The sequence below is a fragment of the Cryobacterium sp. PH31-O1 genome (assembly GCF_030063455.1).
In the GTDB taxonomy this organism is placed as follows: Bacteria; Actinomycetota; Actinomycetes; order Actinomycetales; family Microbacteriaceae; genus Cryobacterium.
Genome location: NZ_JASITB010000008.1, coordinates 196017 through 221672, shown reverse-complemented (window position 1 = coordinate 221672; position 25656 = coordinate 196017). Strand labels below are relative to the sequence as shown.

The window sequence follows — 25656 nt, the reverse complement described above, 5'->3', positions numbered from 1 at the left end:
GCAGATGCGCCGGTGGGTCGCCGCGTAGACTGGACCTGACAAATTTTGCAACGAAAGAGGTTGTGCGTGGCGAACGCCCCGGCACCATCAAACGTCGGGCCAGGGTACTGGTCCGTTGCCGTCGGGCGCGCCCTGATCGCCGTCGTACCCGCCGTGATCATCACCTTCAATCGCGATCACTCGGCCCAGTTAGGCCTGAGTGTATTCGGTGCGTTCGCTCTGGCGAGTGGGCTCCTGCTGGTTCTGACCGGCCGACGCAACCTAACGGTCGCGGCCGACCGTAGCCTGTTCCTCATCAGCGGCATCGTGAGCATGATCGCCGGCGGGTTGGCGCTGGGTTTTCACACCGGTGGCCACGGGTTCTTCCTGTTCGTGGTCAGTGTGTGGGGAGCCGTTACAGGTTTTCTTGAAATCTATGCCGGCATCCGCGTGCGTAAACGACCAGCGCCTGCCAAGGACTGGCTGTTCACCGGGATCGGCACCGCGGCGCTCGCCCTGTTATTTCTGCTGCTACCGCCAAACCCGGTCGTTTCGGTGGGATTATTTGGCGCCTATCTGGTCTTTCTGGCTGTCTTCCTGCCCATCGCCGGGCTCTCCCTCAAATGGGATGCTCCCCGCCAGCGCCGCAGCACACCCACGAGCGCTGCACCCACGAGCGCCGCACCTACGAACACCGCACCCAATGATTCGGACTCCCTGTGACCCCTAAGACTCCTGGTACCCCCAACTCGGCACACCAGCCCAGCAGATCCGATCGTTTGAAGCCGGCCGAATTGCTCGCAATCTCCGGCGGAATGGCTTTGTTCGTCGGTGTGACCATTCTGGTGACCACCCGTGAACTGCTGTTCTCGGCCATCGGGCTGGGTGTGACGTTTATTGTTGCACTCGTGGTGATCGCCATGCTCGTGCTCGGAATGAAGCCGAACGCGTCGGAACAAACAGACTTAGACGAGCAGAACGGCCACTAGCCAGGCGCTTGAATGAAAAAAGGCACCTTCGCCGGTTCGACGAAGGTACCTCTATTCCTGATGCAGATCAGGGCAGGTAGTCAACCAGGGGGTCGGCCAGCCCGACATAGGTCGCCGGCGTCAGGGCGAGAAGCCGGGATTTGGCTGCGGCGCCGATGTCGAGGGTGGTGACGAAGGCAGACAGGTCGGCGCTGGTGATGCGCTTGCCGCGTGTCAGCTCCTTGAGCAGCGCGTAGGGATCCTCGATTGATGAGCGCCCGGCCGAGACCTCTGCCCGAATCACGGTCTGGATCGCCTCACCCAGGATCTCCCAGTTCGAGTCGAGGTCGCTCGCGAGAAGCGCACGGTCAATGTCGATCTCACCGAGGCCGCGCAGAATGTTGTCGAGGGCGAGCAGTGAATGCCCGAAGCCGACACCGATGTTGCGCTGGGTGGTGGAGTCGGTGAGGTCACGCTGCAGTCGGCTGGTCACGAGGGTGGCCGCGAGGGAGTCCAGAATAGCGCAGGACAATTCGAGGTTCGCTTCGGCATTTTCGAAACGAATCGGGTTGATCTTGTGCGGCATCGTGGACGAGCCGGTGGCGCCGACCTGCGGAATCTGGCGAAAATAGCCGATGGAGATGTAGGTCCAGATGTCGGTGGCCAGGTTGTGCAGAATGCGGTTCGCGTGCGCGGCGCGGGAGTAGAGCTCGGCCTGCCAGTCGTGCGATTCGATCTGGGTGGTGAGGGGGTTCCAACCGAGGCCGAGACCCTCAACGAATTCCCGCGAGACGGCGGGCCAGTCGACGGACGGTTCGGCGGCCACGTGCGCGGCGAAGGTGCCGGTGGCACCGCTGAACTTGCCCAGGTATTCGCCGGCGTCGATCTGGTCCACGATGCGTTCGAGGCGGTAGACGAACACAGCGAGTTCTTTACCCATGGTGGTCGGCGTCGCGGGCTGTCCGTGGGTGCGGGCGAGCATCGCATCCGCTCGAAACTCGAGTGCGCTGCCGCGGAGGGCCTCGATGACCAGGCGCAATTTAGGCAGCCAGACGGTCTGCACGGCGTCGCGCACGGTCAGCGCGTAGGAGAGATTGTTGATGTCTTCGCTGGTCGCGGCGAAGTGGGTCAGTTCACCGATGTGGTCGAGGCCGAGCGTGCCCAGGCGTCGACGCACAAGGTATTCGACGGCCTTCACGTCGTGGCGTGTGGTGGCTTCAAGCTCGGCCAGTTCGTCGATCTCGCGCTGGCCGAAGTCGGTCACCAGGGCGCGCAGGGACAGCTTCTGCGCGGACGTCAGTGGCGCGGAGCCGAACAGGCTGCGGTCGGTGAGGGTGATCAGCCATTCCACCTCAACGCGAACCCGGGCGCGGTTGAGGCCCGCCTCGGACAGGAACTCGCCCAGATCAGAAACGGCGGCTCGATAGCGGCCATCTAGCGGGCTCAGAACCTGTACGGGTAGGTGACTCATCGGACTCCCTGTCGAATTGCGGGTGCAAGTTGTTTCACAAGTGCGTGACTTGCCCTCTCAATCATGCCTAATACGGCGTCAAACAACGCATCGTCGGAATAGTACGGGTCAGGAACGTCGAACAGGGCAGCCTGCTCGGCGTCAAAGCTGAGCAGGAGACGCACCTTGGCACGATCGCGATCCTCCAACGCCCAGTCGCGCAAAATGCGCTCCTGGCTACGGTCCAGTACGACGACGAGGTCGTGCTCGGCGAACCAGACCGGGTCGAACTGGCGGGCTCGATGGTGGCTGCCGTCGTAGCCGCGTTTGGCCAGGGCGGTGATCGTGCGACCGTCAGCCTGCTCACCGACATGCCAGTCTCCGGTTCCGGCGGAGCTGCTGGCGATGAGTCGGCCGAGTCCGAGCTTGGTCACAAGGTCGCGCAGCACGACCTCTGCCATCGGCGATCGGCAGATATTTCCGGTGCAGACGAAAATAATGCGAAACGGTGTCGACTCATCGGGGGTGAGTGACGCGAAGGGCATGCCTCCCATTGTGGAGCAGATTCGACTTCTCCACACGCCCAGTATTCGGCGTCTGTGCACAGATTGCGCGAAGAACGGTCGGGCCAGGCCTGAGGCTGCGAGGATCGGCCCTGACCTGGAGGTGTCATGGACGGTGTGGACGTACTGCTGCACGGCCAGGATCGCGACGAGCGCCTGGCCATGTTACGCACCCAGCGCAATCTGCTTTTCACCCTGCACGCTGAGATCACGGCGAGCCGCCGAAACCTGGGCCTGCTCGATCCGAGTGCGGCATGGAGTTCCCGCTCGCAACGCGAATACTCGCATCGTGTGGCCGAAATGCTCGGAGACCTCGATGTGGTCCTGCACTTTCTCGATGAGGCGCTCGCCACCGCACGAAACCACATTCACGAGGAGGAGCAGATGTGTCGAGTGTGAGCGCTGGCCTGGAAGGCGGTGACCTTCTTGTCTCGGTGGGCGGCACCACCATCGTGGCAACGGATGCCATTCTGGCTCAGTCCCAGTTTCTGGATGCACTCCACGCCGATGCCACCGATTGGGCTCGGCGGGCTTATCGCATTCGAAACTTGGATCCCATGCGGCCGGCGAACTGGCTGGGACAGGATCCCTGGCCGGATCTTGTGCAGGCGGCCGGCAGGCTCCATCAACTCGCAGTGCTCTGTTCGGAAGTCGCGAGCTATCTTCGAGCAACAGCCCGCAATTATGGCTACGCGGAGCGTCTGGCGCAAGAACTTGCGCTGCTAAACGCTGCAAGTATCGCCCATGATCTCGGTCGTTTTCTTCGTGCTGGCTTGTTTGCTCTCTCTGGCACGTCGATCGGCGTCACCGTGACCGGGATTCTCGCCCTCGACCTTATCCGCCGTCACGGAACCACGCATCCCGCTTCTGCGGTGCAGAACGGCTCAGCCCGGGGGTTGGAGATCAGCCCTCGCCTACTCACCAACGCGGCCACCGTGTCGCTCGTGCGGATCGCAGCCTCGTCAATCGACGACGCCGCTGCTGGTTTTGGAGGGACGCCGCGTTCTGTCGGTATTACATTCGGCGACGAGGGTTTGGGCCTGATCGGCGTCTCCCAGACGGCCCTCGGCGTTCTGGCTGCGGCGCGCGGCCACGGTCTGCTCCAGGAAGGTGCGGTGAATACGGCGGCGGTGGGAGCGCCAACCCGAGCGAATCCTCCAACAGGGACCGGTGACCTGGCGGCTCGCATACCGAAAAGCGTGCCGGGGCAGCCGCAGGTGCGCATCGAGAGATATGGCACGCCAGAAAGCCCGTCCTGGGCGGTCTACATCGGTGGAACGGTCGACTGGGATGTTGTCGCCACGACTGAACCCTGGGACCTTACCGCCAACGTCGCAGCGTTGGCGGGCGAGAACGCGGGCTCATTCTCGGCGGTCATCGATGCTATGAAGGCGGCTGGAATTGCACCGGCCGATCCGGTTGTTCTTGCCGGTCACTCCCAGGGCGGGCTGGTCGCGACCCAGGTTGCCGCTTACGCCTGGTTCAACGTGCAGGCGGTCGCGACCTTCGGGGCGCCCGAATCGAAGGTTCCCGTGCCACCTGGTGTTGCCACACTGACAGTGGAACACACGGATGACGTCGTGACCGCCATGGGCGGCGACAGCCTGATCGATTCCGACGATCGACTCCTCGTTCGGCGCGAGGCGTTCGCTGTGCGGGAGCCGCCGCCAGGGACTGTGCTGCCAGCTCACGATCTCAACACCTATCAGGAGACGGCGCGCATGATTGACGCCTCGCCGGAAGAAAACCTGACCGACTTTCGAGACGCCGTGACCGGGGTTCTCGGGAGCGAGCCGGGCGAGGCTGTTTTGTGGCGGGGCATCCGCCTGCCGGAAGGGCCAACGCCACAGTGAGGGGGCCCGGATCAGTAAGGGCTCCGGATCAGTCGCGGGCTGTGACCGGGCGCAAAATGAGGCCGAGCAGCCAAGAGATGATGCCGAGCACCAGGGCGCCGAGCACGCCCCACCAGAAGCTGTCCACGACGAGTCCGAAGCCCAGGAATCCCGAGATCCACCCCACGAGCAGCAGCAGTAAACCGTTGACGATCAGGGAGAACAGGCCGAGCGTCAGAATGTAGAGCGGAAAAGCGACGACGCGCAGCACCCCGCCAACGACGGTGTTGACGAACCCGAAGATGAGAGCGATGAGCAGATAGGTCAGCACGCTGGCACCCGCGTCCGGCGCGTACGGGATGACGTGCACCCCGGTCACGAGCAGGGCGGTGAACCACAGGGCTACCGCATTGACGATCAGTTGGATCAGAAATCTGGCCATGCCCCTACTATCTCATCGGCACGTGGCGGGCGAAAGTCACGCGAACATTCATTCGTTATTGCGAATATATCCGGGCGTAGACTCACCGGGTGAGCCTCTCAGACCGACCCTCCGTCCGCCTGCGCCCGGAGATCATCGCCCTCCCGGCCTATAAGCAGGGAAAACCGGCTGACGCCAGTGCCTTCAAACTTTCCAGTAATGAGAACCCGTTCGACCCGCTGCCAGGGGTCGTCGCGGCGGTCACGGCCGAAACGGCGTACAACCGCTACCCGGATGCCTCGGCGCTCGCCCTGCGTGAACGCCTCGCCGCCAAGTACAGCCTCGGCGTCGATCAGGTGCATATCGGCTCCGGCTCCGTGGCGCTGCTGGCCCAGCTCATTCTGGCTGCCGCCGGCCCCGGCGATGAAGTGCTCTACTCCTGGCGGTCGTTTGAGGCGTACCCCTCCCTCGTGACGGTTGCAGGGGCCACAAGTGTGCGCGTCGCGAACCGCCCCGATCACGGCCATGACCTGCCCGAAATGGCCGCGGCTATCAGCGACCACACCAGGGTCGTCATCGTCTGCTCGCCGAACAACCCGACCGGCACCATCGTCACCAAGGACGAATTCGAAGCCTTCATGGCCGTCGTCCCGACCGACCTCCTGGTCATTCTCGACGAGGCATATATCGAGTTCGTCACCCAGACGGATGCCGTGAACGGCCCACCCCTGCTGGCCCGGTACCCGAATCTGATCGTTCTGCGCACGTTCTCGAAGGCCTACGGGCTTGCCGGCCTGCGGGTCGGCTATGCGCTCGGCCCTGTGCACATTCTGAATGCCGCCCGATCCACCGCGATTCCCCTGTCGGTGACCGCGCAGGCCGCCGCCGCCGCGATCGCCTCGCTCCAGGCTGAGAAGGAGTTGCTCGCCCGGGTTCGAATCATCGCCAGCCGCCGTGACGCGACCTGGCAGGCGCTCACCCGCCAGGGTTGGAACATCCCCGTGCCGCAGGGAAACTTTCTCTGGCTGCCCACCGGGGCTGAAACGACGAGCGTGGCCGAGGTGCTCGGTGCGGCCGGGCTCGTCGTGCGTCCCTTCCCGCCTGAGGGCATTCGGATCTCGATCGGGGAGGAGGAGGCTGTGGCGACACTCCTACGTATGAGCGCGGATCTTGTCGACGCCCTTCCCGCCGATCACCCGGCACGGCGGATAGGTTAGTACGGTGTCAGCCACCCGAAACGACTCGACCGCACCAGCTTTTGACGTGCGCACTGCCGCAGCGCCCTCCTCCGCAACTGCGGTCTTTGGCCTCGACGGGGCCGAGACCTGCGTGCGTATGATCGCACCGAACGGGGTGTTTGAGCCGAACGCCGCCGCCGAGGAGTACCTGCCCTACCTCGATCGCCTCACCGAGGCCGATCATCGCCGTTTCTACCGCGACATGGTCGTGGTGCGCAGGTTCGATACCGAGGCAGCCAACCTGCAACGGCAGGGCCAGCTCGCCCTCTGGGTACCGAGCCACGGGCAGGAAGCCGCCCAGGTCGGGTCTGCCTACGCCACCCGGCCGCAGGACCACGTATTTCCCTCCTACCGGGAGCACGTCGTTGGCATGATCCGCGGCCTCGACGTCGTCGACATCCTGCGCATGCTGCGCGGGGTCACCCTCGGCGGCTGGGCGCCCGAAGAACACGGAAACTTTCACCTGTACACCCTGGTGCTCGCCGCGCAGACCCTGCACGCGACAGGATATGCCATGGGCATGCAGCTCGACGGCTCGACCGCGACCGGCAACCCGAAAACCGATCAGGCCGTCATCGTCTACTACGGCGACGGTGCCTCCTCGCAGGGCGACGCCAACGAGGCGCTCGTGTTCGCGGCGAGTTACCAGACGCCGCAGGTGTTCTTTCTGCAGAACAATCACTGGGCCATCTCGGTGCCCGTCGCACGGCAGTCCCGCACCCCGCTCTACCTGCGCGCTGGCGGCTTCGGTATGCCGGGAACGCAGATCGACGGCAACGATGTGCTCGCGAGTTTCGCCGTCACGGCCAAGTCGATGGATGATGCCCGCGCCGGCCACGGCCCATCGCTGATCGAGGCGCTCACCTATCGGGTCGGTGCCCACACCACAGCAGACGATCCCACCAAGTATCGCGATCCCGACGAACTCGCCTACTGGGTGGCCCGCGACCCGATCGTGCGCTTTCGCAGCTACCTGCAAAGCCGGGGCATCGAGCAGCAGTTCCTGGACTCCGTCGACGAGGAAGCGGCTGACTTCGCCGCCGACACCCGCCGTCGGGCGCTGGAGGTCACCGGTCCGGAACAATCGGTGATGTTCGACAACGTCTACGCCGAACCGCATCCGCTCGTGGCTGAGCAAAAAGCCTGGCTGGCACGCTACGAAGCGTCTTTTGACGAGGGTAAGAACTGATGAGCGCTGCAACCGACACGAGCGTCGCATCCGCTGCGCTGCCGATGACGAAGGCCCTGAACGCCGGGCTGCGCCGCGCCATGCTGGACGACCCCAAGGTGCTGCTGATGGGCGAGGACATCGGCCCGCTCGGCGGCGTCTTTCGGGTCACCGAGGGCCTGATCGCCGAGTTCGGTGACAAGCGGGTGCTCGACACGCCGCTCGCTGAATCCGGCATCATCGGCACGGCCATCGGCCTGGCCATGCGCGGTTTTCGGCCGGTGTGCGAGATTCAGTTCGACGGATTCGTCTTTCCCGGCTTCGACCAGATCACCAGCCAGCTGGCCCGCATGCGCAACCGCCACGAGGGCGGTCTCATCATGCCCGTCGTCATTCGCATTCCCTACGGCGGACACATCGGCTCGGTCGAGCACCACCAGGAGAGCCCAGAAGCGTACTTCGCGCACACCCCCGGCCTGCGGGTGGTGAGCCCGTCCAACCCGCACGACGCCTACTGGATGATGCAGGAAGCCATCCAGAGTGACGACCCGGTGATCTTCTTCGAACCGAAGAGCCGCTACTGGCCCAAGGGCGAGGTGCGTTTCGGCGAGAGCGGAACCCCGCTGCACGCCAGCCGTGTGGTGCGAACCGGAACGGATGTCACCGTTGTCGGCCACGGTGCCATGGTCAGCGTGCTGCTGCAGGCCGCCGACCTCGCCGCAGCCGAGGGCATCAGCCTCGAGGTCATCGACCTGCGTTCCATCTCCCCGATCGACTACGGACCGATTCTCGGCTCCGTGCAGAAGACCGGCCGCCTCGTCGTGACCCAGGAAGCCCCCGGCTTCGTCAGCGTTGGCAGCGAGATCGCCGCCACGGTCGCCGAGCGCTCGTTCTACACGCTCGAAGCTCCCGTGCTGCGGGTCTCCGGCTTTGACACGCCGTTCCCCCCTGCCGCCGTCGAGACGCACTTTCTGCCGAGCCCCGACCGGGTGCTCGAAGCCGTCGACCGCGTTCTCGCCTACTGATCATGTTTTCCCCACGTCGAGAGTCCCCCTTTCTCCCGAGAGTCCCCGTTCCAACGGGGCCACTCGGGAGAAAAGGGGCGTCTGGACCCACCAGCAGCAGGAAAGGCACAGCATGAGCATGTCGAAGTTCACTCTCCCCGACGTGGGCGAAGGCCTGACCGAGGCCGAGATCGTCGAATGGAAGGTTGCCCCCGGCGACACCGTGACGATCAACCAGGTGCTGGTCGAGATTGAAACGGCCAAATCGCTGGTCGAGCTGCCGTCGCCGTTCGTCGGCGTGGTCGGGGAAATCATGGTCGCTGCGGGCACCACCGTTGACGTGGGCACGCTCATCATCACCATCAATTCCGACGGCACCGCGAGTGCAGACCAGCGGGCGGACGCTCCGGCAGCGGATGCCGCCGCATCCGCTGCCGCCGACACCCTGGCAACGGACACGAGCAGCACTATCAGCGACGAGGCCCCAGAGCCGGTGCTCGTGGGTCGCGGTGCCGCCGCCACGATGCCGACCCGCCGTCGCCGGCACAGCGGAGCTCCCATCGCCCACGAGACCCTGGCCCCGAAGGCCCCGAAGGCCCCGAAGGCCCCGAAGGCCCCGACGCGGGAGCGGGCCGAGCCGCTGGAACCGACCCGGCGTCCGGCATTCGCTGGACCGGTCATGGCGAAACCGCCCATTCGCAAGCTGGCCAAGGACCTCGGCGTCGACCTGTCCCTCGTTACGGCGACCGGGCCGGTCGGTGACGTCACCCGCGAAGACGTGCTGCGCGGGGCGACCCAGGCCAGCGTATTCCGCAACATTGCGACGCCGGAATGGCCCGTCGATCGCGACGAACACATTCCCGTAAAGGGCGTGCGCAAAGCCATTGCGCAGGCGATGGTTAAAAGCGCGTTCACCGCCCCGCACGTGAGCCTGTTCGTCGACGTCGATGCCACCCGCACCATGGAATTCGTCAAGCGACTCAAGTCGTCCACCGATTTCGCCGGAATTCGGGTGTCGCCGCTGTTGATCATGGCCAAGGCCATGATCTGGGCGGTGCGCCGTAACCCCACGGTGAACTCCACGTTCACCGATGAGGAAATCATCGTGCGGCACTACGTGAACCTCGGGATCGCCGCGGCGACCCCGCGCGGCCTGATCGTGCCCAATATTAAGGAAGCGCAGGACATGAGCCTGCTCGAGCTCGCCGCGGCCCTCGAGAAGCTCACGATGACCGCGCGCGACGGCAAGACCAGCCCGGCCGAGATGAGCAACGGCACGATCACGATCACCAATATCGGTGTGTTCGGCATGGACACTGGCACCCCCATCCTCAACTCTCCCGAAGCCGGAATCGTGGCCCTCGGCACGATCAAGCAAAAACCGTGGGTCGTCGACGGTGAGGTACGGGTGCGGTACGTGACCACGATCGGTGCGAGCTTCGACCATCGCGTCGTCGACGGTGATGTCGCGAGCCGCTTTCTCGCCGATGTCGCGAGCATTATCGAGGAGCCAGCACTGCTCCTTGAGTAGTGGGCCCGCTCGCTAATGGTTTTGACAATCATTATCAGCAAGGCTAGTGTCGAGGAATGCACAAGAAATTTTTCGGCGTTCCCGCACTCCTCGCGTCAGCCGCCCTTGCACTCTCGGGGTGCTCGGCTGGAACCACCGCGAACGCCGACGGCGGGCCCGCCGACCTCAAGATCGTCGCGACGACCACCCAGGTCGCCGACTTCACCCGCAACGTCATCGGTGACGCCGCCGATGTCGACCTGACCCAGCTCATCCAGCCAAACCAGAGCGCTCACAGCTACGATCCGTCCGCGGCGGACCTGACCGCGCTCGGCGCCGCCGACGTGCTCGTGATCAACGGTGTCGGCCTCGAAGAGTGGCTCGACGACGCCATCGCCGCGTCCGGCTTCGATGGCGCCACGATCGATGCCGATACGGGCATTGCCATCTCCGAGATCGGTGCCGGCGAGGAGCACGCCGATGGCGCCGACGAAGCGGATGCCCACGCCGACGATGCCCACGCCGACGATGCTCACACCGACGAGACCGAGGACGCGCACGCTCACGACGGCGATGATCCGCACATCTGGACAAACGTGCAGAACGCCGAGACAATTGTCGCGACGATCACCGACGGCCTCACGGCCGTCGACGCCGGCAACACGGCGACTTTCGAATCCAACGCGACGGCCTACACGGCTCAGCTGGTCGCCCTCGACGGATGGATCCGCACCAACGTCGAGACCGTGCCGGAGAGCGACCGTCTGCTCGTGAGCAACCATGACGCCCTCGGTTACTTCACCGCGGCGTACCACATCGACTATGTCGGCTCGGTAATTCCAAGCTTCGACGACAACGCCGAGCCGAGCGCCGCCGAAATCGATACCCTCGTGGCAGCCATCACCGCGACCGGCGTCACGGCCGTCTTCTCCGAAGCGTCGCTCAGCCCCAAAACCGCCGCGACGATCGCAACCGAGGCCGGTGTCACCGTCTACTCCGGCGACGATGCCCTCTACGTCGATTCCCTCGGCCCCAAGGGCAGCGCCGGCGACAGCTACATCAAGGCGCAGCTGCACAATGCAACGCTCATGCTCGAATCGTGGGGCGTCACGCCCTCTACGCTGCCCGCCGACCTGCAATAGTTAATCCGTGATCGAGAACACTTCTGGGGAAACGCCGCCAGCGAACGCTGCCGCCGCTCTACGAGTGTCGGCGGCGTCATTCGCGTACGATGCCGAGCCCGCGCTCACCGGGATCGACTTCACCGTGCTGCCAGGCCAGGCCGTTGCCCTGATCGGTCCCAACGGCTCGGGTAAGTCGACCCTGCTCAAAGGCATCCTCGGGCTCATCACCCGCACGGCGGGTACCGTCGAGGTACTCGGGCAATGGCCGGCGCCGGCCGGCTACATCGGTTACGTGCCGCAGACCGACCAGCTCGACCCGCACTTTCCAGTCTCGCTCGAGCAAGTCGTCATGATGGGCCGTTACCGCTCGCTCGGCTGGTGGCGCATGCCAGCCAAAGCCGATCGACGCGCCGTCGCCGAGGCGCTGGAGACCGTCGGCCTGGGGAACCGTGCGAAGACCCGCTTTGGTGAACTGTCGGGCGGACAGCAGCAACGCGGTCTGCTCGCTCGCGCCGTCGCATCCGCCCCGCGCTTGTTGTTGCTCGATGAACCGTTCAACGGTCTGGACCAGGTCAACCGGGACGCCCTCATCGACACCGTGAAGCGGCTCAAGCAGCAGGGCGTTGCGGTGCTGGTCTCGACGCACGACCTTGATCTTGCTCGTGCCGTGTGCGAGAGCGTGTTGCTGCTCAACGGGGCGCAGGTGGCGTTCGGGCCGCGCGACACTGTGTTGACCCTGGCCAACGTGCAGCAGGCCTTCGGCTCGGTCGGTGTGGAGATGGACGAGCACACCATCGTCGTGCCGGGCCACGGAGGTCACTGAGTGGACGTGGCCATCCCGTTATTCACCGCGTTCGACCTGCCGTTCATGGCGCGGGCGCTCCTCGTGCTCATCGTGCTCAGTCTGGTCGCCGGGCTGGTGGGCGTGCTCGTTAACCTGCGCGGGCTTGAGTTCATCAGCGACGGGCTGACCCACGCGGTCTTTCCCGGTGTTGCTATCGGCTTCGTCTGGGGCGGCCGCGACGGACTGTTCGTGGGCGCCGTGGTGGCGGCCCTCATCGCCGCCGTCGTGCTCACGGTGATAGTCAAACGCGCGGTCACCTCGGACGCCGCGATCGCCATTGTGTTCACCGCCATGTTCAGCGTGGGAATCATCGTAGTTTCACGGGAAACAAATTACGTCGGTCAGCTCGACGCCCTACTGTTCGGACGCCTGCTGACCGTGAGTCCGGCCGAAGTCAACCAGACCGTCGTGGTGTGCCTGCTTGCGTTGATCATCGTGGGGTTCACCCTCAAGGAACAGGTTTTTCGAGCCTTCGACCTCGAGGGCAGCCGTGCAGCCGGTTACCGCCCGCTCGTGCTCGACATTCTGCTCAACGTTGCCATCGCCCTTGTCGTGGTGGCCGCGAGCAGTGCCGTCGGAAACCTGCTCGTGCTCGCCGTGCTCATCGTGCCGGGTGCCGTCGCGCGCCTGGTGACCAATCGCCTGTGGCTGCTCTTTCCGGTCGCCGCCGGATTCGCGATCCTGGCCGCCTGGGTCGGGCTCGCGCTCGGCTACGCCGCCTCCGTTAACGGGGGCGTCGACCTTCCGAGCGGAGCCACCGTCGTGCTCGTGCTCGTTGCCGGCTACGTGGTGGCCCTGCTGATGCGCCTCGCCCTGGACAGAATCGGCGGTCCCCGCCGCGCACGCGGTTCCGCGCACGAGGTGACGCACTGATGGGCTACTTCGAGCAGGCGCTGTTAGCCGCGGTGCTGATCGGGGCGGTCAGCGGCCTCGTGGGCACGCTCGTGGTGTTGCGCCAGCGCACCTTCTTTGCTCAGGCCCTCACGCACGCGACCTTTCCGGGTGCCGTCGGCGCGGCAATCCTGGGAGTGAGCGTCCCGCTCGGCGCGGCGGTGGCGAGTGTGATCATCGTGGGCATCATGAGCATGATCGGGCGCGTTAAACGGCAGGGCAACCAGGTGGCCTCGGGCATTCTGCTGACCGCCGGGTTCGCCCTCGGTGTGCTGCTGCAGGGGCTCAACCCGGGCCTGCCCGTGAAGGTCGACTCCTACCTGGTCGGGTCCATTCTCACGGTGACCGACCGTGATGTGGCGCTCGTGGCCGTCGTGTTGGCCTTTTCTGTGCTGGCCATCGCCCTTCTTGGGAAGCAGATCATGTTCTCGACCTTTGACGTGAACGGATTCCGCGCGGCCGGATACCGGGAATGGCCGATCGAACTGCTGACCCTGGTGTTGATCACGGCCACCGTCGTGACCGCGATGCCCGCCGTTGGAGCCATCCTCGCCATCGCCCTGATCGCTGCTCCCGCCGCGGCCGCCCGGCTCCTCTCGCGCACAACCACCCAGATGTTCGTCATCGCCCCCCTGCTCGGGGCGCTGTCAGGACTGGCCGGGGTGATGCTCTCACGCTCCCTCAACGTCGCGGCCGGCCCGGCGATCGCCCTCACGGCGGCCGTGCTGTTTTTACTCGCCCTGCTGCTGAGGCCTCTGGCGCAAGCAGTCGGAGGCCCCGGCCTTGCGAATGCGCGCCGGTCGTCGCGAACATCGCTACGGTTGAAGGCATGAAGCGAAACACCTGGCAGCGTGAGGCCGTGCGGGGCGCCCTCGACGCGAACGACGGCTTCGTCAGCGCCCAGGCCTTGCACTCCGCACTGCACGCGACCGGATCTCCGATCGGCCTCGCCACGGTCTACCGTGCGCTCGCCGACCTCGCGACCACGGGAGATGCGGACTCGCTGCAGTCTCCAGAGGGCGAAAGTCTGTATCGCGCGTGCAGCACGAATGAGCACCATCACCACCTGATTTGCCGCAATTGCGGGCTGACGATCGAGATCGAACCGCATGCCGTCGAGCAGTGGGCGAACGACGTCGCCGTCGCGAACGGGTTCACTCAGGCTGAGCATATCGTGGACGTCTTCGGGCTGTGTGCTGCCTGCAGTGCCCTGACCGCGGCATCCACTTTGTAGATTATTCAGGTCTCTCGCGCGGGCCAATTTGCAGGACGCTCCGTGATCTAGTAGCGTGGGCAGCTGCTACGCCTGTGCGCGTACACTGCGGGCGTTTCTCCCCCCGGCCTTGAGTTAGCTCAGGGCTGATCTGGGGTTGTGCCCGTCGACAAGGGATCTTGGGAAGGGCACTCGCCCTTCGGTAATGGAGGTAACCATGGCATCTGTATGCCAGGTGACCGGAGCTGTTCCCGGCTTCGGACACAACATTTCGCACTCGCACCGACGCACCAAGCGTCGTTTCGACCCGAACGTTCAGAAGAAGACGTACTACGTGCCGTCGCTTCGTCGCAAGGTCACACTGACCTTGTCCGCAAAGGGCATCAAGGTTATTGATGCTCGTGGTATCGAGAGCGTCGTCAAGGACGTTCTCGCTCGTGGGGTGAAGATCTAATGGCTAAGGCTCATGACGTACGTCCGATCATCAAGCTTCGTTCCACGGCTGGAACCGGTTACACCTATGTGACCAAGAAGAACCGCCGTAACGACCCCGACCGTCTCGTGCTGAAGAAGTACGACCCGGTCATCCGTAAGCACGTTGACTTCCGTGAGGAGCGCTAAACATGGCGAAGAAGAGCATGATTGCCAAGAACAACCAGCGCAAGGTCATCGTCGAGCGCTACGCCGTCAAGCGCCTTGAGCTCAAGAAGGCTCTGGTTGACCCGGCCGGCACCGACGAGTCGCGTGAAGCAGCTCGCAAGGGCCTGCAGAAGCTGCCGCGCAACGCTAGCCCGGTGCGCCTGCGCAACCGTGACGCCGTTGACGGTCGTCCCCGTGGCCACCTCTCCAAGTTCGGCATCTCGCGTGTTCGTTTTCGCGACATGGCGCACCGCGGCGAGCTGCCCGGTATCACCAAGTCCAGCTGGTAACTCCTGCTGGTAGCCGGTTTCGCCGGCCTGTGCAGCATTCAAACGGGATGTCGACTTCGGTCGGCATCCCGTTTTGTGTTCGAACGGTGCCCACCGTGGGTTCTGTGCTGTTTCGCGGAAAGCGAAAATCGGGTGCTTCTGAGGGTGAAATTGCCTTGAAATGGCTCGAAAACGCCGTAGATCCGGGGTTTTTGGTGGATCAATGCTAGATTTCAACTCGGTCGAACCGACCAGCGGGGCTTCTCTCTCGAGGAGCATCCGCACTACGAATATCGCTGTTTTTACAGACGAAGGTCCGAGGAGGACACTCAATGGCTGACAAGTCGCTGAACAAGACCGAGCTCGTTGCCAAGGTTGCCGCTGACTCCGGACAGAGCCAGGCCGCCGTTGACGGCGTTCTGAACGCATTCTTTGCAACCCTGGCCGAGACCGTTGCCGCTGATGGCAAGGTCACCATCCCGGGATGGTTGGGCGTTGAGCGCACCGCAACCGCCGCTCGCACCGGCCGCAACCCGCAGACCGGCGAAGAGATCGCCATCGCTGCCGGCCACCGCGTCAAGCTGACCGCCGGAAGCAAGCTCAAGGCCGCCGCCAAGTAGCTTTTGTAGTAAAAGAAGGGCGTCGACTACGGTCGGCGCCCTTTTGTCGTTGCCGGGGCGAATAAGCTGGTCTGGTGCTTCGTATCGTCCGCGTTCTTGGACCGGCAGCCCTGCTGCTGGTCGCTGTGTTGTCCACCCTTGTCGCCCTGGCTTATGGCGGTGGCGCCTCGGCGCAGCTGCTCGCCGACCCCGGGCCGGTGGTGCGCTGGGGACTCCCCATCGCCAAGCTCGTGGTTAACGTCGCGGCAGCCGGCACGATCGGCGCCCTCGTGCTCACGCTGTTCGCGCTCAGCCCAAAGGAACGCGAGTTCGGCACCGCCCTTGACTTCGCTGCGGCGTCGGCTGCGCTGTTCGCCGTCGCATCCGCTGTCACCGGTTTTCTGACCTTTCTGCAGGTCACCAACGTGCCTTTCGGTGTGAGCGACCAGTTCAGTGCGACGGTCGGGCAGTTCTTCAGCCAGATCGAGCTCGGGCAGGCCTGGCTCGCAACCACGCTGATCGCGGCTGGCGTCACCGTATTGTGTTTCGCCGTGCGCAACCAGACCGCGCTGGTCTTCGTGACCGTGCTGGCTCTGACCTCGCTTCTGCCGATGGCCCAGCAGGGCCACTCAGCCGGCGCTGCCGGGCACAACGCCGCGATCACGGCCCTGGGCCTGCACCTCGTCTTCGCGGCGATCTGGCTGGGCGGCCTGCTGACCATCATTGTGCTGCGCACCCAGCTGGACGGCGAACGCATCCGCCAGGTGATCGGGCGGTATTCCTCGCTTGCGCTGGTCTCTTTCATCGTCGTGGCGGCGTCTGGTTATGTCAGCGCGGAGCTGCGCATCGGCAGCTGGGACAACCTGTTCAGCCCCTACGGAATTCTGGTGCTGGTCAAGGTCGTCGCACTCGTGGCCCTCGGCGCCTTTGGGGTTCTGCAACGCCAGTTCTTCATCAAGCGGATGCAGCGGACCGAGCCCGCGGGCGGGCGCTGGTTCTGGTGGCTCGTTGTGACCGAGCTCGGCTTCATGGGGCTCGCCTCCGGCGTGGCCGCCGCTCTGGCCCGCACGGCGACACCCGTGGCCCAGGTGGTTGCAACCGAGGTTGCGCAGAGTACGCCGGCGCAGGTTCTCACCGGCGAGTTGCTGCCGCCCGAACTGACCTCGTCGCGCTACATCACCGAGTGGAACTTTGACCTCGCCTGGATCCTGTTCTGCGCCTTCGGCATTTTCTTCTACCTCGCCGGCGTCTGGCGGCTGCACCGCCGCGGCGACGCCTGGCCGATCTACCGCAGCGTGCTTTGGATTCTCGGCATGCTCACCCTGTTCTACATCACCAACGGCGGCGTGAATGTGTACGAGAAGTACCTGTTCTCTACCCACATGCTCATGCATATGATGCTGACCATGCTCGTGCCGCTGATGCTCGTGCCCGGCGCCCCGGTGACGCTCGCCGCGCGCGCCATCGCCAAGCGACAGGACGGCAGCCGCGGGGCGCGTGAATGGATCCTGACGGCGGTGCACTCGCGTTTCGCCGGCATCGTGGCTAACCCGATCGTCGCCGCCCTCCTGTTCGGCGTCTCGCTCTGGGTGTTCTATTACACCTCGATCTTCAGCTGGGCGACGACCGACCATATCGGCCACCAGTGGATGATCGTGCACTTTTTGATCACCGGCTACCTGTTCGTACAGTCCCTGATCGGTATCGACCCGGTGCCGTTCCGGTTGCCGTACGCCTTCCGCCTGCTATTGCTGCTCGTGACCATGGCGTTCCACGCGTTCTTCGGTCTTGCACTGATGAGCGGCACCGGACTGCTCCTGGCTGACTGGTACGGCGCGATGGGCCGTACCTGGGGGCTCTCGGCCATCGCCGACCAGCAGATGGGCGGCGGCGTCGCCTGGGGAATCGGCGAACTGCCGACCTTCGTGCTGGCCGTCGTCGTAGCGATCCAATGGAGCCGCGACGACACCAAGGTCACCCGGCGACTCGATCGCAAGGCCGACCGCAACGAGGACGCCGAGTTGATCGCGTACAACGCAAACCTGGCCCGAATCGCCCAGCGCGACGCGCAGACCCCCGGGTAGGGGTTCGCGGCCCGGGCGCTAGTGCAGTTGGATGGCGAGGGCGCCGCTTGGCTGCACGACAACGCTGAGGCCCATCGTGAACGGCACGTCTTCGTCGCGAATGTTGACGTCGCCGTCGAACAGGGACTGTACCTCGACCACGATATGGGCCAGCCCGTCCGTGCCGACCATCTCGAACGAAAACTCGCCGGCAGTCAGGGTGACGGGTGGATACGCCGTGATCGACCAGGCCGGCGTGCCCTCAATACGGTCATCAATGGGGAAGCTCATCGGGCAGCTGGTCGGTTGCAGCACCGTCTGGGTGGCGCACGCGTCGAGGAACTTGTTCAGCTCCGACTGCACCTGGGCCACCATGGTCTCGCTCGGCACGGCGTCGACCTCGACGGCGGTCGGGCCGGCCGCCGTGACGCGCACCGTGGCCTTCTTTGCGGTGAGCATGGCCGAGTCGTGCTCGAACGTGTAACGGTTCGGGGCGAAGGCGAGATAGGCGGCAGACGTGGAGAACGTGGTGGGGGCATCCGCTGCGCTGTGGGCGCGCGTGTCGAGGGTAAGGCCGTTGACCGTGAACGATCGTTCGTGCAGCACCGAGACCTGCAGCACCGCGAGAGGGCTGACGGTGAACCGCCAGGCGTGGAAAACGCCCGCGAAGGTGCCGGCCCGCTCGACGGTGAACGTCATGCTCGACGCGGTGCCGTTCAAATCGAAGTCGAACACCACGGTCTGGGCGGTTCCGTCGTCGGTGGCCGCTGTGGCGGTCGCGCTCCTGAGCTCAATATTGTCAAGGCCGCCGAGAACGGATGCCCGCAGCAGCGTCTCCGGCAGATTACTTGCCGCCTCGTCGGTCAGTCCCCACGCGGCAAGATCGGCCGCGCCCGGCTTGACCCCGTCGAGGGCGAGGGCTCCGACGGTATCGCCGCGCGCCAGTGCGTCGAGGTACTGTCGGGCAAAGCCGCCCGCGCTGTAAACCGTGCGATTGAGGGCTTCTATCGTGCCAACAAGGCCGACGGTGAGGAGCGCGGCGACCACAACGGTGGCGAGAACGGCCCGGAGCATACTGCCGCGGCGCCCGCTCGCCCGCTTCTGCTCGGCCGGAATGGTCACTTCAACATTGTATGGGGGGGTGCGTCGGTCAGGGGGCCAGCTGCCGGGCCGGCCCCCGCGCGGCTGTCGGCGGTTACAGTGGGATGTCCCCTGTGCTGTAACACCGTGCAGTATTCGCCTGCCAGAGAAAGTCTGCCGTGTCCGAGATTCCGCTCAGCCGTGAACAAGCACTGGTTTTCGCCGCCATTGAGGGCACGAAACAGAACGTTTTCGTCACCGGCCGGGCCGGGACGGGTAAGTCCACCCTGCTCAACCACCTGTCCTGGAATACCAGCAAGCAGATTGTGATTGCCGCTCCCACCGGGGTGGCCGCACTAAACGTGGGCGGACAGACCATCCACTCGCTCTTTCGCCTGCCGATCGGCGTCATCGCCGACAGCCCGATTGACCAGAACGACCAGGTGCGCAAGCTCCTCAACACCATTGACACCCTCGTCATCGACGAGGTCTCCATGGTCAACGCCGACCTGATGGACGCCATCGACCGCAGCCTGCGGCAGGCCAGGCAGCGACCGTTCGACGTGTTCGGCGGCGTGCAGATCGTGCTGTTTGGTGACCCGTACCAGCTGGCTCCGGTACCAGGCGGCCCCGACGAGCGCGCCTATTTCGCCGACCACTACCGGTCGATGTGGTTCTTCGACGCGAAGGTCTGGCGTGATGCCGAGCTGCGCATCTTCGAGCTGACCGAGATTCACCGCCAGCACGACAATGATTTCAAGCTCATGCTCAACGCTGTGCGCCACGGGCAGGTCACCCCCGAGATCGGCGGTGCGCTCAATGGCGCCGGTGCGCGCACGCCGCCGAGTGAGGGCGTGATCACTCTCGCGACGCGCAATGATGCTGTCAACCGCATCAACGCATCCGCTCTAAAAAAGCTGTCGGGCAAATCGCTCACCGCCAAGGCCGACATCACCGGCGATTTCGGCGGCAAACAGTTTCCCGCCGACGAGGTGCTCGAACTGAAGGTGGGCGCGCAGGTGATGTTCCTGCGCAACGATTCGCCACTCGACGGTGGCCCGCGCTGGGTGAACGGCAGCATCGGCACGGTGACCAAGGTCACCTCCACCGTGTTTGTCGACATCGACGGTGACGTGCACGAGGTCGAGCCGACCGTCTGGGAGAAGTACAAGTACACCTACAACGCCGCGACCAAGAAGCTGAGCCGGGATGTCGTGGCGGAATTTACCCAGTTTCCGCTGCGACTGGCCTGGGCGGTCACCATTCATAAGTCGCAGGGTGCCACCTATGAGCGGGCCATCGTCGACCTCGGCGCACGGGTGTTCAGCCCCGGCCAGACCTATGTGGCGCTGAGCCGGCTAACCAGCCTAAACGGGTTGTATCTGACCCGTCCGCTGCGACCGAGCGACATCATCGTTGATGAAAACGTCAAACGGTTCATGACGATTGAGGTCGTGCCACCGGTGGCCGACCTGGCGGGGCTGGATGAGTCGGGGCTGGACTCTTCGGGGTGAGGCAAGTCGGCCGGGGCTGATTGCTTCGCGAGGGACTTTAGTGCGACCCGTGGCCGCCCGAGTTTGGCACGGTGACCTGCGTCACTCCGTGCGAACCGTGGGGTACCGCGTGGGAGCCGACCTCGGTGGCGGCGAGGGCCGGGGTGGTGAGCGCCGAGAGCAGAAAGCCTCCGACGACAAGACCGGTGAGAAAGCGCCAGCCACCGGGTGTGGCGGCACGCGGTTCACTGGCCTGCGGGGCACGGGCCGCAGCGGCACCGACGGGTGTAGGGATCCCGCTCGGTGCGCGCCGCAGCGCGATGGCCACCGTGACGGCCAGAAAAATGTTGAACAGGGAGGCCACGGCCATCGGATACAGCGGCAGGCCGGTCTGGGCGCTCGTGACGCCGAGGCCGCTGCCCAGGGCGGCCGTGGCACCCCAGATGAAGACTGGGATGAGGGCTGCGCCCACGACGACGCGGGGCGCGATCACGCGGCCCGCGGCGAGCGTGGCGATTGCCCAGCCGAGTTCAGCGATGCCGAACCCGACCAGGAGTACCGAGAGGGGAAACGGAGCGGTCACGCCCACGGCCAGATGAATCAGGGCGGCGCCGAGTGCGGCGAAGCCGAGCCAGGTGCGTAAGACCGGGGACATGATGCTCCTTGGATGGATCTGCTGCTGTGAACGGATGGAGTGGGGTTTGCTTTAGACCGTCGCGTGGCTGCGAACCGTCTTGTCGGCGGTAAGACCGACCCCGAGGAGCACGATCGCACTGGCGAGGTGCAGGAAGTGGTCAGCGGTGTTGAGCGCCAGGATGTTCAGCGAGGTGCTCGCGATGAAGAATCCGACGATGCCTAGGAGCAGGTATACGGCGCCGATTGTCGTGTTGGTGGCCTTGGCCGCCATGGCGTTGGAGAGTCCGGCGATCAGCAGGGCCGCTCCAATCAAGAGGTGCGCAACGTTGTGCAGCGGGTTGACCTCGAAAATTCCGAGAAGCAATCCGCCCTCCGTGGCGATGAAGCCGACGCTGCCGGTGACGGCGAAGCCGAGTAGTCCGACGAGAACGTAGACCGCGCCGAAGACAGTGGCGATCAGGCGATTGGGTGATGTGCGCATTTCAGGTGCCTCCTAGGTGATTCACGGCTAACCCGTGGTTGCTATGTATTCGGAGCTCCATCTGCTTCGGATTGGTACTAACTGTGGGCCTGCTGCCCCGAGCGGTGGCGACTGGTATGACACGCGGGCACAAAACAGCGCGGCACCCATCATCTGGGTGCCGCGCTGATTCGACCGGGTAGGTCAGGCCTTGCGGCGGTTCGTGATCGCGCCGTAGATGAGGAGCACGATGAGAGATCCGACGATGGCGAGAATCCAGGTGGTCACCGAGAAAAACTCCTGCAGATTCACGTTGAACAGGAGGCCGCCGAGCCAGCCGCCAAGCAGTGCACCGACGACTCCCAGCAGCAGGGTGATAAACCATCCCCCGCCTTGGCGACCGGGCAAGATTGCCTTTGCAATGGCGCCGGCGATGAGACCGAGTAAGAGGAATCCGAGGAAACTCATGAGACTGCCTTTCCTTTGGTCATGCTGTCAGGGAGTCAGCGAAGGGTGACGGCGTACTACCGCTCGCGTGAACCTACCCGCCTGCGTGCTCACCGTCAATGGCAGCTGGAGATGAGTTCGAAAGATTCTCAAAAAGTGGATGCTGATCACCCTTGTTCGCAGTGGCGCTCACCGTCGGGGGACGACGGCTTAAGGCTGGTCGGGCCGTCGTCCTCGTCGAACGCTTAGGGGTGGCGGGTTCCGACTCCGGCCAGTAGCGCTCGGTAGCCCTCGCGATAGCTGGGGTAGCTGAAGGTGAAGCCGGTCTGCAGCAGGAGCTGATTGCTGAGGAGCTTGTCACCACCGCGCTGGCTTTCGCGCGATTCTGGCTTGCTCGGCGTTGCCTTCGGGGCTGGCTTCTGGGCTGGCGTTTGGGCGGGCGTCGCCTTCAAGGTTGGCTCAGGCAGGCCGAGCTCGGCGGCGAGAAAGGTCAGCACCTCGTTGGCCGGAACCGGGGCATTGTCGACGCCGAGATAGAGCGGCGCGGGCGGCGCCGATCGCAGCAGAAGGTGAACGATCGCGGCGGCTGCGTCGTCCCGGTGTATGCGGTTGGTGTGGCGTGACGGGGTGGAGAGCTGGGCGCCGTCTCGCACCTGCTTGATCAGGCGTTCCCGACCGGGGCCGTAGATGCCGGCCAGGCGCAGCACGGTGGCGGCGGGGAGGCGCTGGTGGAGCATCCGCTCGGCTTCAAGCACGATGGAATCGGTGCCCGGCTGGGGGTTCGCGGGCGTCTGCTCGTCAACCCGGCTGCCGTCGTTGACGTCGTAGACGGCCGTTGACGACACCAACAACACGCGGCGGGGCGTGACGCCGGCACTGTTCTCGTCGTCAGTGGCGAGGGCGTCGAGCAGGTTGCGTAGGCCGTCGAGGTAGGCGGCGCGGTAAGCGTCGATAGTGGGGCGGCCGGCGGAGATGGCGATGACGACGAACTCGGTGTCGAGCGGGATGACGGGCTTCTCACTGCTGAGGTCAACGGTTTGGCCGGTGATCTCTGGCGGGAGCACGCTCGCGTCGCGGCGCAGCCCGACCACAGTGTGCCCCAAGCTCGCGAATCGCAGCCCTACCTCGGTGCCGAGGTCGCCGCATCCGGCAATGAGAACTGTCATGAAATTCCTTTGTTCTATGGGCTGAGCTGGTTGACGAAGGCAAGGCTCCGTTGGGAGATCTGTTTTCGGGCGTCATCGTGGCTGATCGTGGGCGTACCATCTCCGGGTTGCGCGCCGTAGTCGCCGAAGTAGGCGTGTACGGCCCCATCGATCACGGTAAATGTAGACGCTGCGGGTAGGGTGGCGCGGGTGGCCGCGATCTTGTCGGGGGTAGCGAGGCCGTCGTTGGATGCCGAAATGGACAAGACCGGCGCGGTCAGGGTTGCACTGATGTCGCTGGCGGGATACGAAGCGTAGAGAAGCAAGCCCATCACGGGGGAATCCGGGTCCCCGTCCCCCGCATCCGCTTCAAGCGCGGCGACGGTGCCGCCGAGGGAATGCCCGCCCACGACCCAGGCGGAAATGCCGCGAAAGTCGGTTTTGGCCGCGTCGAAGGCCGAAATGGCGAGAAAAGCTATGCCGAGCGGCTGCTTAGGAATGACGACGGTGTAGCCGGATTCGGCTAGGGGGCGAAGGACCGCGGCGTAGGCGCGGGCATCCACTTTGGCGCCGGGCTGAAAGAACACCCCCGTTGCACTGACAGCGCCGGTGGGGGTGAGCACAATCTGGGTGGGGCTTTCGGAGACGGTCACACTTTGGTCAGAACCCATCGCCGCCACCGCGGGTTCGAGGGCGGAGAATGGCCGCAACCATGCCATCAGTGCGATCCACCCGATGGCGATTACGATAAGAATGACCCGCAGAACGCGGCGCCACCGTGGTCTAACGGTGTGAACACGAAACGTGCGCCAGCCGCTGACGATGGCTACCAGGAGGGTCACGGCCAGCAGCGCCGCATAAAGCGGATGCCCGTGCACGATGGCGCCCCATCCGGTCAGGCAGGCCCAGACGACGACCACAATGGCTGCCACGGCGGCGACTCGCACGGTCCAGGTGATCCAGGAGGTGGCTGTTGAAGGCCGCTCAATCATCGGCGCACTCTCCAGTGGGGTGCAGACTCACTGTGCGCTCATTACGGGCATCCTTATCGTTCGTCGTGCAGGTTGCTCACGCTATCGGGTCTACCAGAGCGCTGGCCCAGAGCCGTAACAATGCTGGTCCGCAGCATAATGACCTGGTTAGCATTACGGGCGCGCCCGATTGGAACGGGGTGCACGATTAAACTCGTCAGGGCACATACCGGCACGTAGAGGGCACAAACTGCTAATTTTTGAACGGAAAACTTTGTTCAGTACAGACAGAAAACCCCCGGTGATCGGGGCTCGTGCGGTGGAGCGGATGACGGGAATCGAACCCGCGCTATCAGCTTGGGAAGCTGAAGTTCTACCATTGAACTACATCCGCGCGCCCGGCCGTGAGTGAACAACAACCGGAACCGTGCCAGCATATCAACCCCGCGCGGCTAGGCTGGCACCGTGCTGCTCTCCGATCGCGATATCAAGGCCGAACTCGACGCTGGACGAATCGGTTTGGAGCCGCTCGATCCCGCCATGATCCAGCCGTCGAGCATCGACGTGCGCCTCGACGGCCTGTTTCGGCTGTTCGACAACCACAAGTACGCCTACATCGATCCGGCCGAAGACCAGCCCGAGCTGACCCATCTCATTGAGACCAAGCCCGACGAACCGTTCATTCTGCACCCGGGTGAGTTCGTGCTCGGTGCCACCTACGAGCAGGTCACCCTGCCGGACAACGTGGCGGCCCGGCTCGAGGGCAAAAGTTCGCTCGGTCGCCTCGGCCTGCTCACGCACTCGACCGCCGGCTTCATCGACCCCGGGTTCTCCGGCCACGTCACTCTGGAACTCAGCAACGTCGCCACCCTGCCGATCAAGCTGTGGCCCGGAATGAAAATCGGCCAGCTGTGCTTCTTTCAGCTCAGCTCCCCGGCCGAGAAACCGTACGGCTCGAGCGAGTACGGGTCCCGCTATCAGGGCCAGCGCGGCCCGACCGCTTCGCGTTCCTTTCAGAACTTTCACCGCACCTCGATCGACCGCTGAAGCATCTGCCCCGCACAAGCGGATGCCTGAGGGTAATCAGAACGTAACCTTGCGTCGGGTAAAATCTGGGTATGACCTCCATGCCCACCCGATTCGACGAGGCGCTCATCGCGCACGGCCCAACGCCGGCATACCCAGGGCGCATGCACCGCTTCGGCCAGATGGTCGGCTCCTGGGCCGCCAAAGGATCCCGGCTCGATGAGACAACGGGCGAATGGATCGAACGCGACTTCGTCTGGATGGTCGAATTCATCCTCGACGGTCGGGCCGTGCAAGACGTTGAGGTCGTCGCGAGCACGACGCATCCGTCGGGATTTGAAACCGTCGCCACCACAGTGCGGGTCTACGACCCGTTCGCCGGTGCCTGGCGCGTCAGCTACTTTGCGCCGGTGCTCGGCGAATACTGCCAGCTCATCGCCACCCCGTACCGCCACGGCGTGCGGCAGGAGGGCACTCGCACCGACGGCCGCCCGATCCGCTGGAACTTCACCGCCATCACGCCCGACAGCTACAACTGGGAGGGCTGGGTCTCAGCCGACGAGGGGGCGACCTGGCAACTGATCGAACACAACGAGGCCACCCGCATCCGCTGAAAACGGATG

The 25656-nt window shown here is 64.6% G+C and carries 30 protein-coding genes and 1 tRNA gene; 21 read left to right on the top strand and 10 right to left on the bottom strand.

Features of this window, described 5'->3' with window-relative positions:
• Positions 1-66 precede the first annotated feature (66 nt).
• Both QMK31_RS16370 and QMK31_RS16365 read left to right on the top strand, forming a co-directional pair.
• Entirely contained in the window at positions 67-702 is a 636-nt protein-coding gene (locus QMK31_RS16370; RefSeq protein WP_283502012.1) for a DUF308 domain-containing protein, read from the top strand.
• Positions 703-773: 71 nt separating this feature from the next.
• Entirely contained in the window at positions 774-968 is a 195-nt protein-coding gene (locus QMK31_RS16365) for a hypothetical protein (protein ID WP_283502011.1), read from the top strand.
• A 67-nt stretch (positions 969-1035) separates the two neighbouring features.
• On the opposite strand, the gene purB is transcribed toward QMK31_RS16365, so the two are convergent.
• A complete protein-coding gene (purB, locus tag QMK31_RS16360; RefSeq protein WP_283502010.1) occupies positions 1036-2418 on the bottom strand; it encodes an adenylosuccinate lyase in 1383 nt (460 codons plus the stop codon).
• Positions 2415-2942: a low molecular weight protein-tyrosine-phosphatase gene (locus QMK31_RS16355; RefSeq protein ID WP_283502009.1), complete on the bottom strand. Its 528-nt coding sequence runs from the start codon at positions 2940-2942 to the stop codon at positions 2415-2417. The genes purB and QMK31_RS16355 overlap by 4 nt, the downstream gene beginning before the upstream one ends.
• Positions 2943-3068: 126 nt before the next feature.
• Between QMK31_RS16355 and QMK31_RS16350 the strand changes: the two genes are divergently transcribed.
• On the top strand, positions 3069-3359 hold the full coding sequence (locus tag QMK31_RS16350) for a hypothetical protein (RefSeq protein ID WP_283502008.1): 291 nt from the start codon (positions 3069-3071) through the stop codon (positions 3357-3359).
• Positions 3347-4813: a lipase family protein gene (locus QMK31_RS16345; RefSeq protein WP_283502007.1), complete on the top strand. Its 1467-nt coding sequence runs from the start codon at positions 3347-3349 to the stop codon at positions 4811-4813. The genes QMK31_RS16350 and QMK31_RS16345 overlap by 13 nt, the downstream gene beginning before the upstream one ends.
• A gap of 28 nt (positions 4814-4841) precedes the next feature.
• Here QMK31_RS16345 and QMK31_RS16340 read toward each other — a convergent pair whose 3' ends face one another.
• A complete protein-coding gene (locus QMK31_RS16340; RefSeq protein ID WP_283502006.1) occupies positions 4842-5234 on the bottom strand; it encodes a phage holin family protein in 393 nt (130 codons plus the stop codon).
• A gap of 89 nt (positions 5235-5323) precedes the next feature.
• On the opposite strand from QMK31_RS16340, the gene QMK31_RS16335 reads away from it, so the two are divergent.
• The 14 genes from QMK31_RS16335 (at position 5324) to QMK31_RS16270 (ending at position 17796) form a co-directional block, all read left to right on the top strand.
• A complete protein-coding gene (locus tag QMK31_RS16335) occupies positions 5324-6430 on the top strand; it encodes a histidinol-phosphate transaminase (protein WP_283502005.1) in 1107 nt (368 codons plus the stop codon).
• A 118-nt stretch (positions 6431-6548) separates the two neighbouring features.
• Positions 6549-7640 carry a thiamine pyrophosphate-dependent dehydrogenase E1 component subunit alpha gene (locus tag QMK31_RS16330; protein WP_283502038.1) on the top strand — a complete coding sequence of 364 codons (1092 nt, stop codon included), beginning with the start codon at positions 6549-6551 and terminating at the stop codon, positions 7638-7640.
• Positions 7640-8644: an alpha-ketoacid dehydrogenase subunit beta gene (locus QMK31_RS16325; RefSeq protein WP_283502004.1), complete on the top strand. Its 1005-nt coding sequence runs from the start codon at positions 7640-7642 to the stop codon at positions 8642-8644. The genes QMK31_RS16330 and QMK31_RS16325 overlap by 1 nt, the downstream gene beginning before the upstream one ends.
• Positions 8645-8756: 112 nt before the next feature.
• On the top strand, positions 8757-10154 hold the full coding sequence (locus tag QMK31_RS16320) for a dihydrolipoamide acetyltransferase family protein (protein WP_283502003.1): 1398 nt from the start codon (positions 8757-8759) through the stop codon (positions 10152-10154).
• A 56-nt stretch (positions 10155-10210) separates the two neighbouring features.
• Positions 10211-11275, top strand: coding sequence for a metal ABC transporter substrate-binding protein (locus tag QMK31_RS16315; RefSeq protein ID WP_283502002.1), 1065 nt, complete (start codon positions 10211-10213; stop codon positions 11273-11275).
• A 7-nt stretch (positions 11276-11282) separates the two neighbouring features.
• The gene (locus QMK31_RS16310; RefSeq protein WP_283502001.1) at positions 11283-12080 is read left to right on the top strand and encodes a metal ABC transporter ATP-binding protein; all 798 of its coding nucleotides are present in this window, start codon (positions 11283-11285) and stop codon (positions 12078-12080) included.
• Positions 12081-12974, top strand: a complete 894-nt coding sequence (locus QMK31_RS16305) for a metal ABC transporter permease (RefSeq protein ID WP_283502000.1) — start codon at positions 12081-12083, stop codon at positions 12972-12974.
• Positions 12974-13825 carry a metal ABC transporter permease gene (locus tag QMK31_RS16300; RefSeq protein ID WP_283501999.1) on the top strand — a complete coding sequence of 284 codons (852 nt, stop codon included), beginning with the start codon at positions 12974-12976 and terminating at the stop codon, positions 13823-13825. The genes QMK31_RS16305 and QMK31_RS16300 overlap by 1 nt, the downstream gene beginning before the upstream one ends.
• Positions 13822-14226, top strand: a complete 405-nt coding sequence (locus QMK31_RS16295) for a Fur family transcriptional regulator (protein ID WP_283501998.1) — start codon at positions 13822-13824, stop codon at positions 14224-14226. Before QMK31_RS16300 ends, QMK31_RS16295 begins: the two co-directional genes overlap by 4 nt.
• 196 nt (positions 14227-14422) lie before the next feature.
• Positions 14423-14659: a 50S ribosomal protein L28 gene (gene rpmB, locus QMK31_RS16290; RefSeq protein WP_035835252.1), complete on the top strand. Its 237-nt coding sequence runs from the start codon at positions 14423-14425 to the stop codon at positions 14657-14659.
• The gene (gene rpmG, locus QMK31_RS16285) at positions 14659-14826 is read left to right on the top strand and encodes a 50S ribosomal protein L33 (protein WP_035880539.1); all 168 of its coding nucleotides are present in this window, start codon (positions 14659-14661) and stop codon (positions 14824-14826) included. Before rpmB ends, rpmG begins: the two co-directional genes overlap by 1 nt.
• A gap of 2 nt (positions 14827-14828) precedes the next feature.
• Positions 14829-15134 (top strand): 30S ribosomal protein S14, encoded by a 306-nt coding sequence (gene rpsN / locus QMK31_RS16280; RefSeq protein ID WP_092110538.1) that lies wholly within the window; start codon positions 14829-14831, stop codon positions 15132-15134.
• Positions 15135-15445: 311 nt separating this feature from the next.
• Positions 15446-15733, top strand: coding sequence for an HU family DNA-binding protein (locus tag QMK31_RS16275; RefSeq protein ID WP_035835256.1), 288 nt, complete (start codon positions 15446-15448; stop codon positions 15731-15733).
• A gap of 74 nt (positions 15734-15807) precedes the next feature.
• The gene (locus QMK31_RS16270) at positions 15808-17796 is read left to right on the top strand and encodes a bifunctional copper resistance protein CopD/cytochrome c oxidase assembly protein (RefSeq protein ID WP_283501997.1); all 1989 of its coding nucleotides are present in this window, start codon (positions 15808-15810) and stop codon (positions 17794-17796) included.
• Positions 17797-17814: 18 nt separating this feature from the next.
• On the opposite strand, the gene QMK31_RS16265 is transcribed toward QMK31_RS16270, so the two are convergent.
• The gene (locus QMK31_RS16265) at positions 17815-18897 is read right to left on the bottom strand and encodes a hypothetical protein (protein ID WP_283501996.1); all 1083 of its coding nucleotides are present in this window, start codon (positions 18895-18897) and stop codon (positions 17815-17817) included.
• Between the two features lie 137 nt (positions 18898-19034).
• Here QMK31_RS16265 and QMK31_RS16260 point away from each other — a divergent pair, with 137 nt between their 5' ends.
• Positions 19035-20369 carry an ATP-dependent DNA helicase gene (locus QMK31_RS16260; RefSeq protein WP_283501995.1) on the top strand — a complete coding sequence of 445 codons (1335 nt, stop codon included), beginning with the start codon at positions 19035-19037 and terminating at the stop codon, positions 20367-20369.
• A 37-nt stretch (positions 20370-20406) separates the two neighbouring features.
• Here the strand turns inward: QMK31_RS16260 and QMK31_RS16255 are convergent, their stop codons facing one another.
• The 6 genes from QMK31_RS16255 to QMK31_RS16230 form a co-directional block, all read right to left on the bottom strand.
• A complete protein-coding gene (locus QMK31_RS16255; RefSeq protein WP_283501994.1) occupies positions 20407-21003 on the bottom strand; it encodes a hypothetical protein in 597 nt (198 codons plus the stop codon).
• Positions 21004-21054: 51 nt separating this feature from the next.
• Positions 21055-21465, bottom strand: a complete 411-nt coding sequence (locus QMK31_RS16250) for a DUF4383 domain-containing protein (protein ID WP_283501993.1) — start codon at positions 21463-21465, stop codon at positions 21055-21057.
• 183 nt (positions 21466-21648) lie between these two features.
• Positions 21649-21912 (bottom strand): GlsB/YeaQ/YmgE family stress response membrane protein, encoded by a 264-nt coding sequence (locus tag QMK31_RS16245; protein ID WP_283501992.1) that lies wholly within the window; start codon positions 21910-21912, stop codon positions 21649-21651.
• A gap of 224 nt (positions 21913-22136) precedes the next feature.
• Positions 22137-23057 (bottom strand): Rossmann-fold NAD(P)-binding domain-containing protein, encoded by a 921-nt coding sequence (locus QMK31_RS16240; RefSeq protein WP_283501991.1) that lies wholly within the window; start codon positions 23055-23057, stop codon positions 22137-22139.
• A gap of 14 nt (positions 23058-23071) precedes the next feature.
• Complete coding sequence (locus tag QMK31_RS16235; RefSeq protein ID WP_283501990.1) at positions 23072-24028, bottom strand: alpha/beta hydrolase; 957 nt, start codon at positions 24026-24028, stop codon at positions 23072-23074.
• Positions 24029-24327: 299 nt separating this feature from the next.
• Positions 24328-24401 (bottom strand) — tRNA-Gly (locus tag QMK31_RS16230).
• Positions 24402-24472: 71 nt separating this feature from the next.
• On the opposite strand from QMK31_RS16230, the gene dcd reads away from it, so the two are divergent.
• Positions 24473-25054 carry a dCTP deaminase gene (gene dcd / locus QMK31_RS16225; RefSeq protein WP_283501989.1) on the top strand — a complete coding sequence of 194 codons (582 nt, stop codon included), beginning with the start codon at positions 24473-24475 and terminating at the stop codon, positions 25052-25054.
• A 71-nt stretch (positions 25055-25125) separates the two neighbouring features.
• On the top strand, positions 25126-25647 hold the full coding sequence (locus QMK31_RS16220; RefSeq protein ID WP_283501988.1) for a hypothetical protein: 522 nt from the start codon (positions 25126-25128) through the stop codon (positions 25645-25647).
• Positions 25648-25656 lie beyond the last annotated feature (9 nt).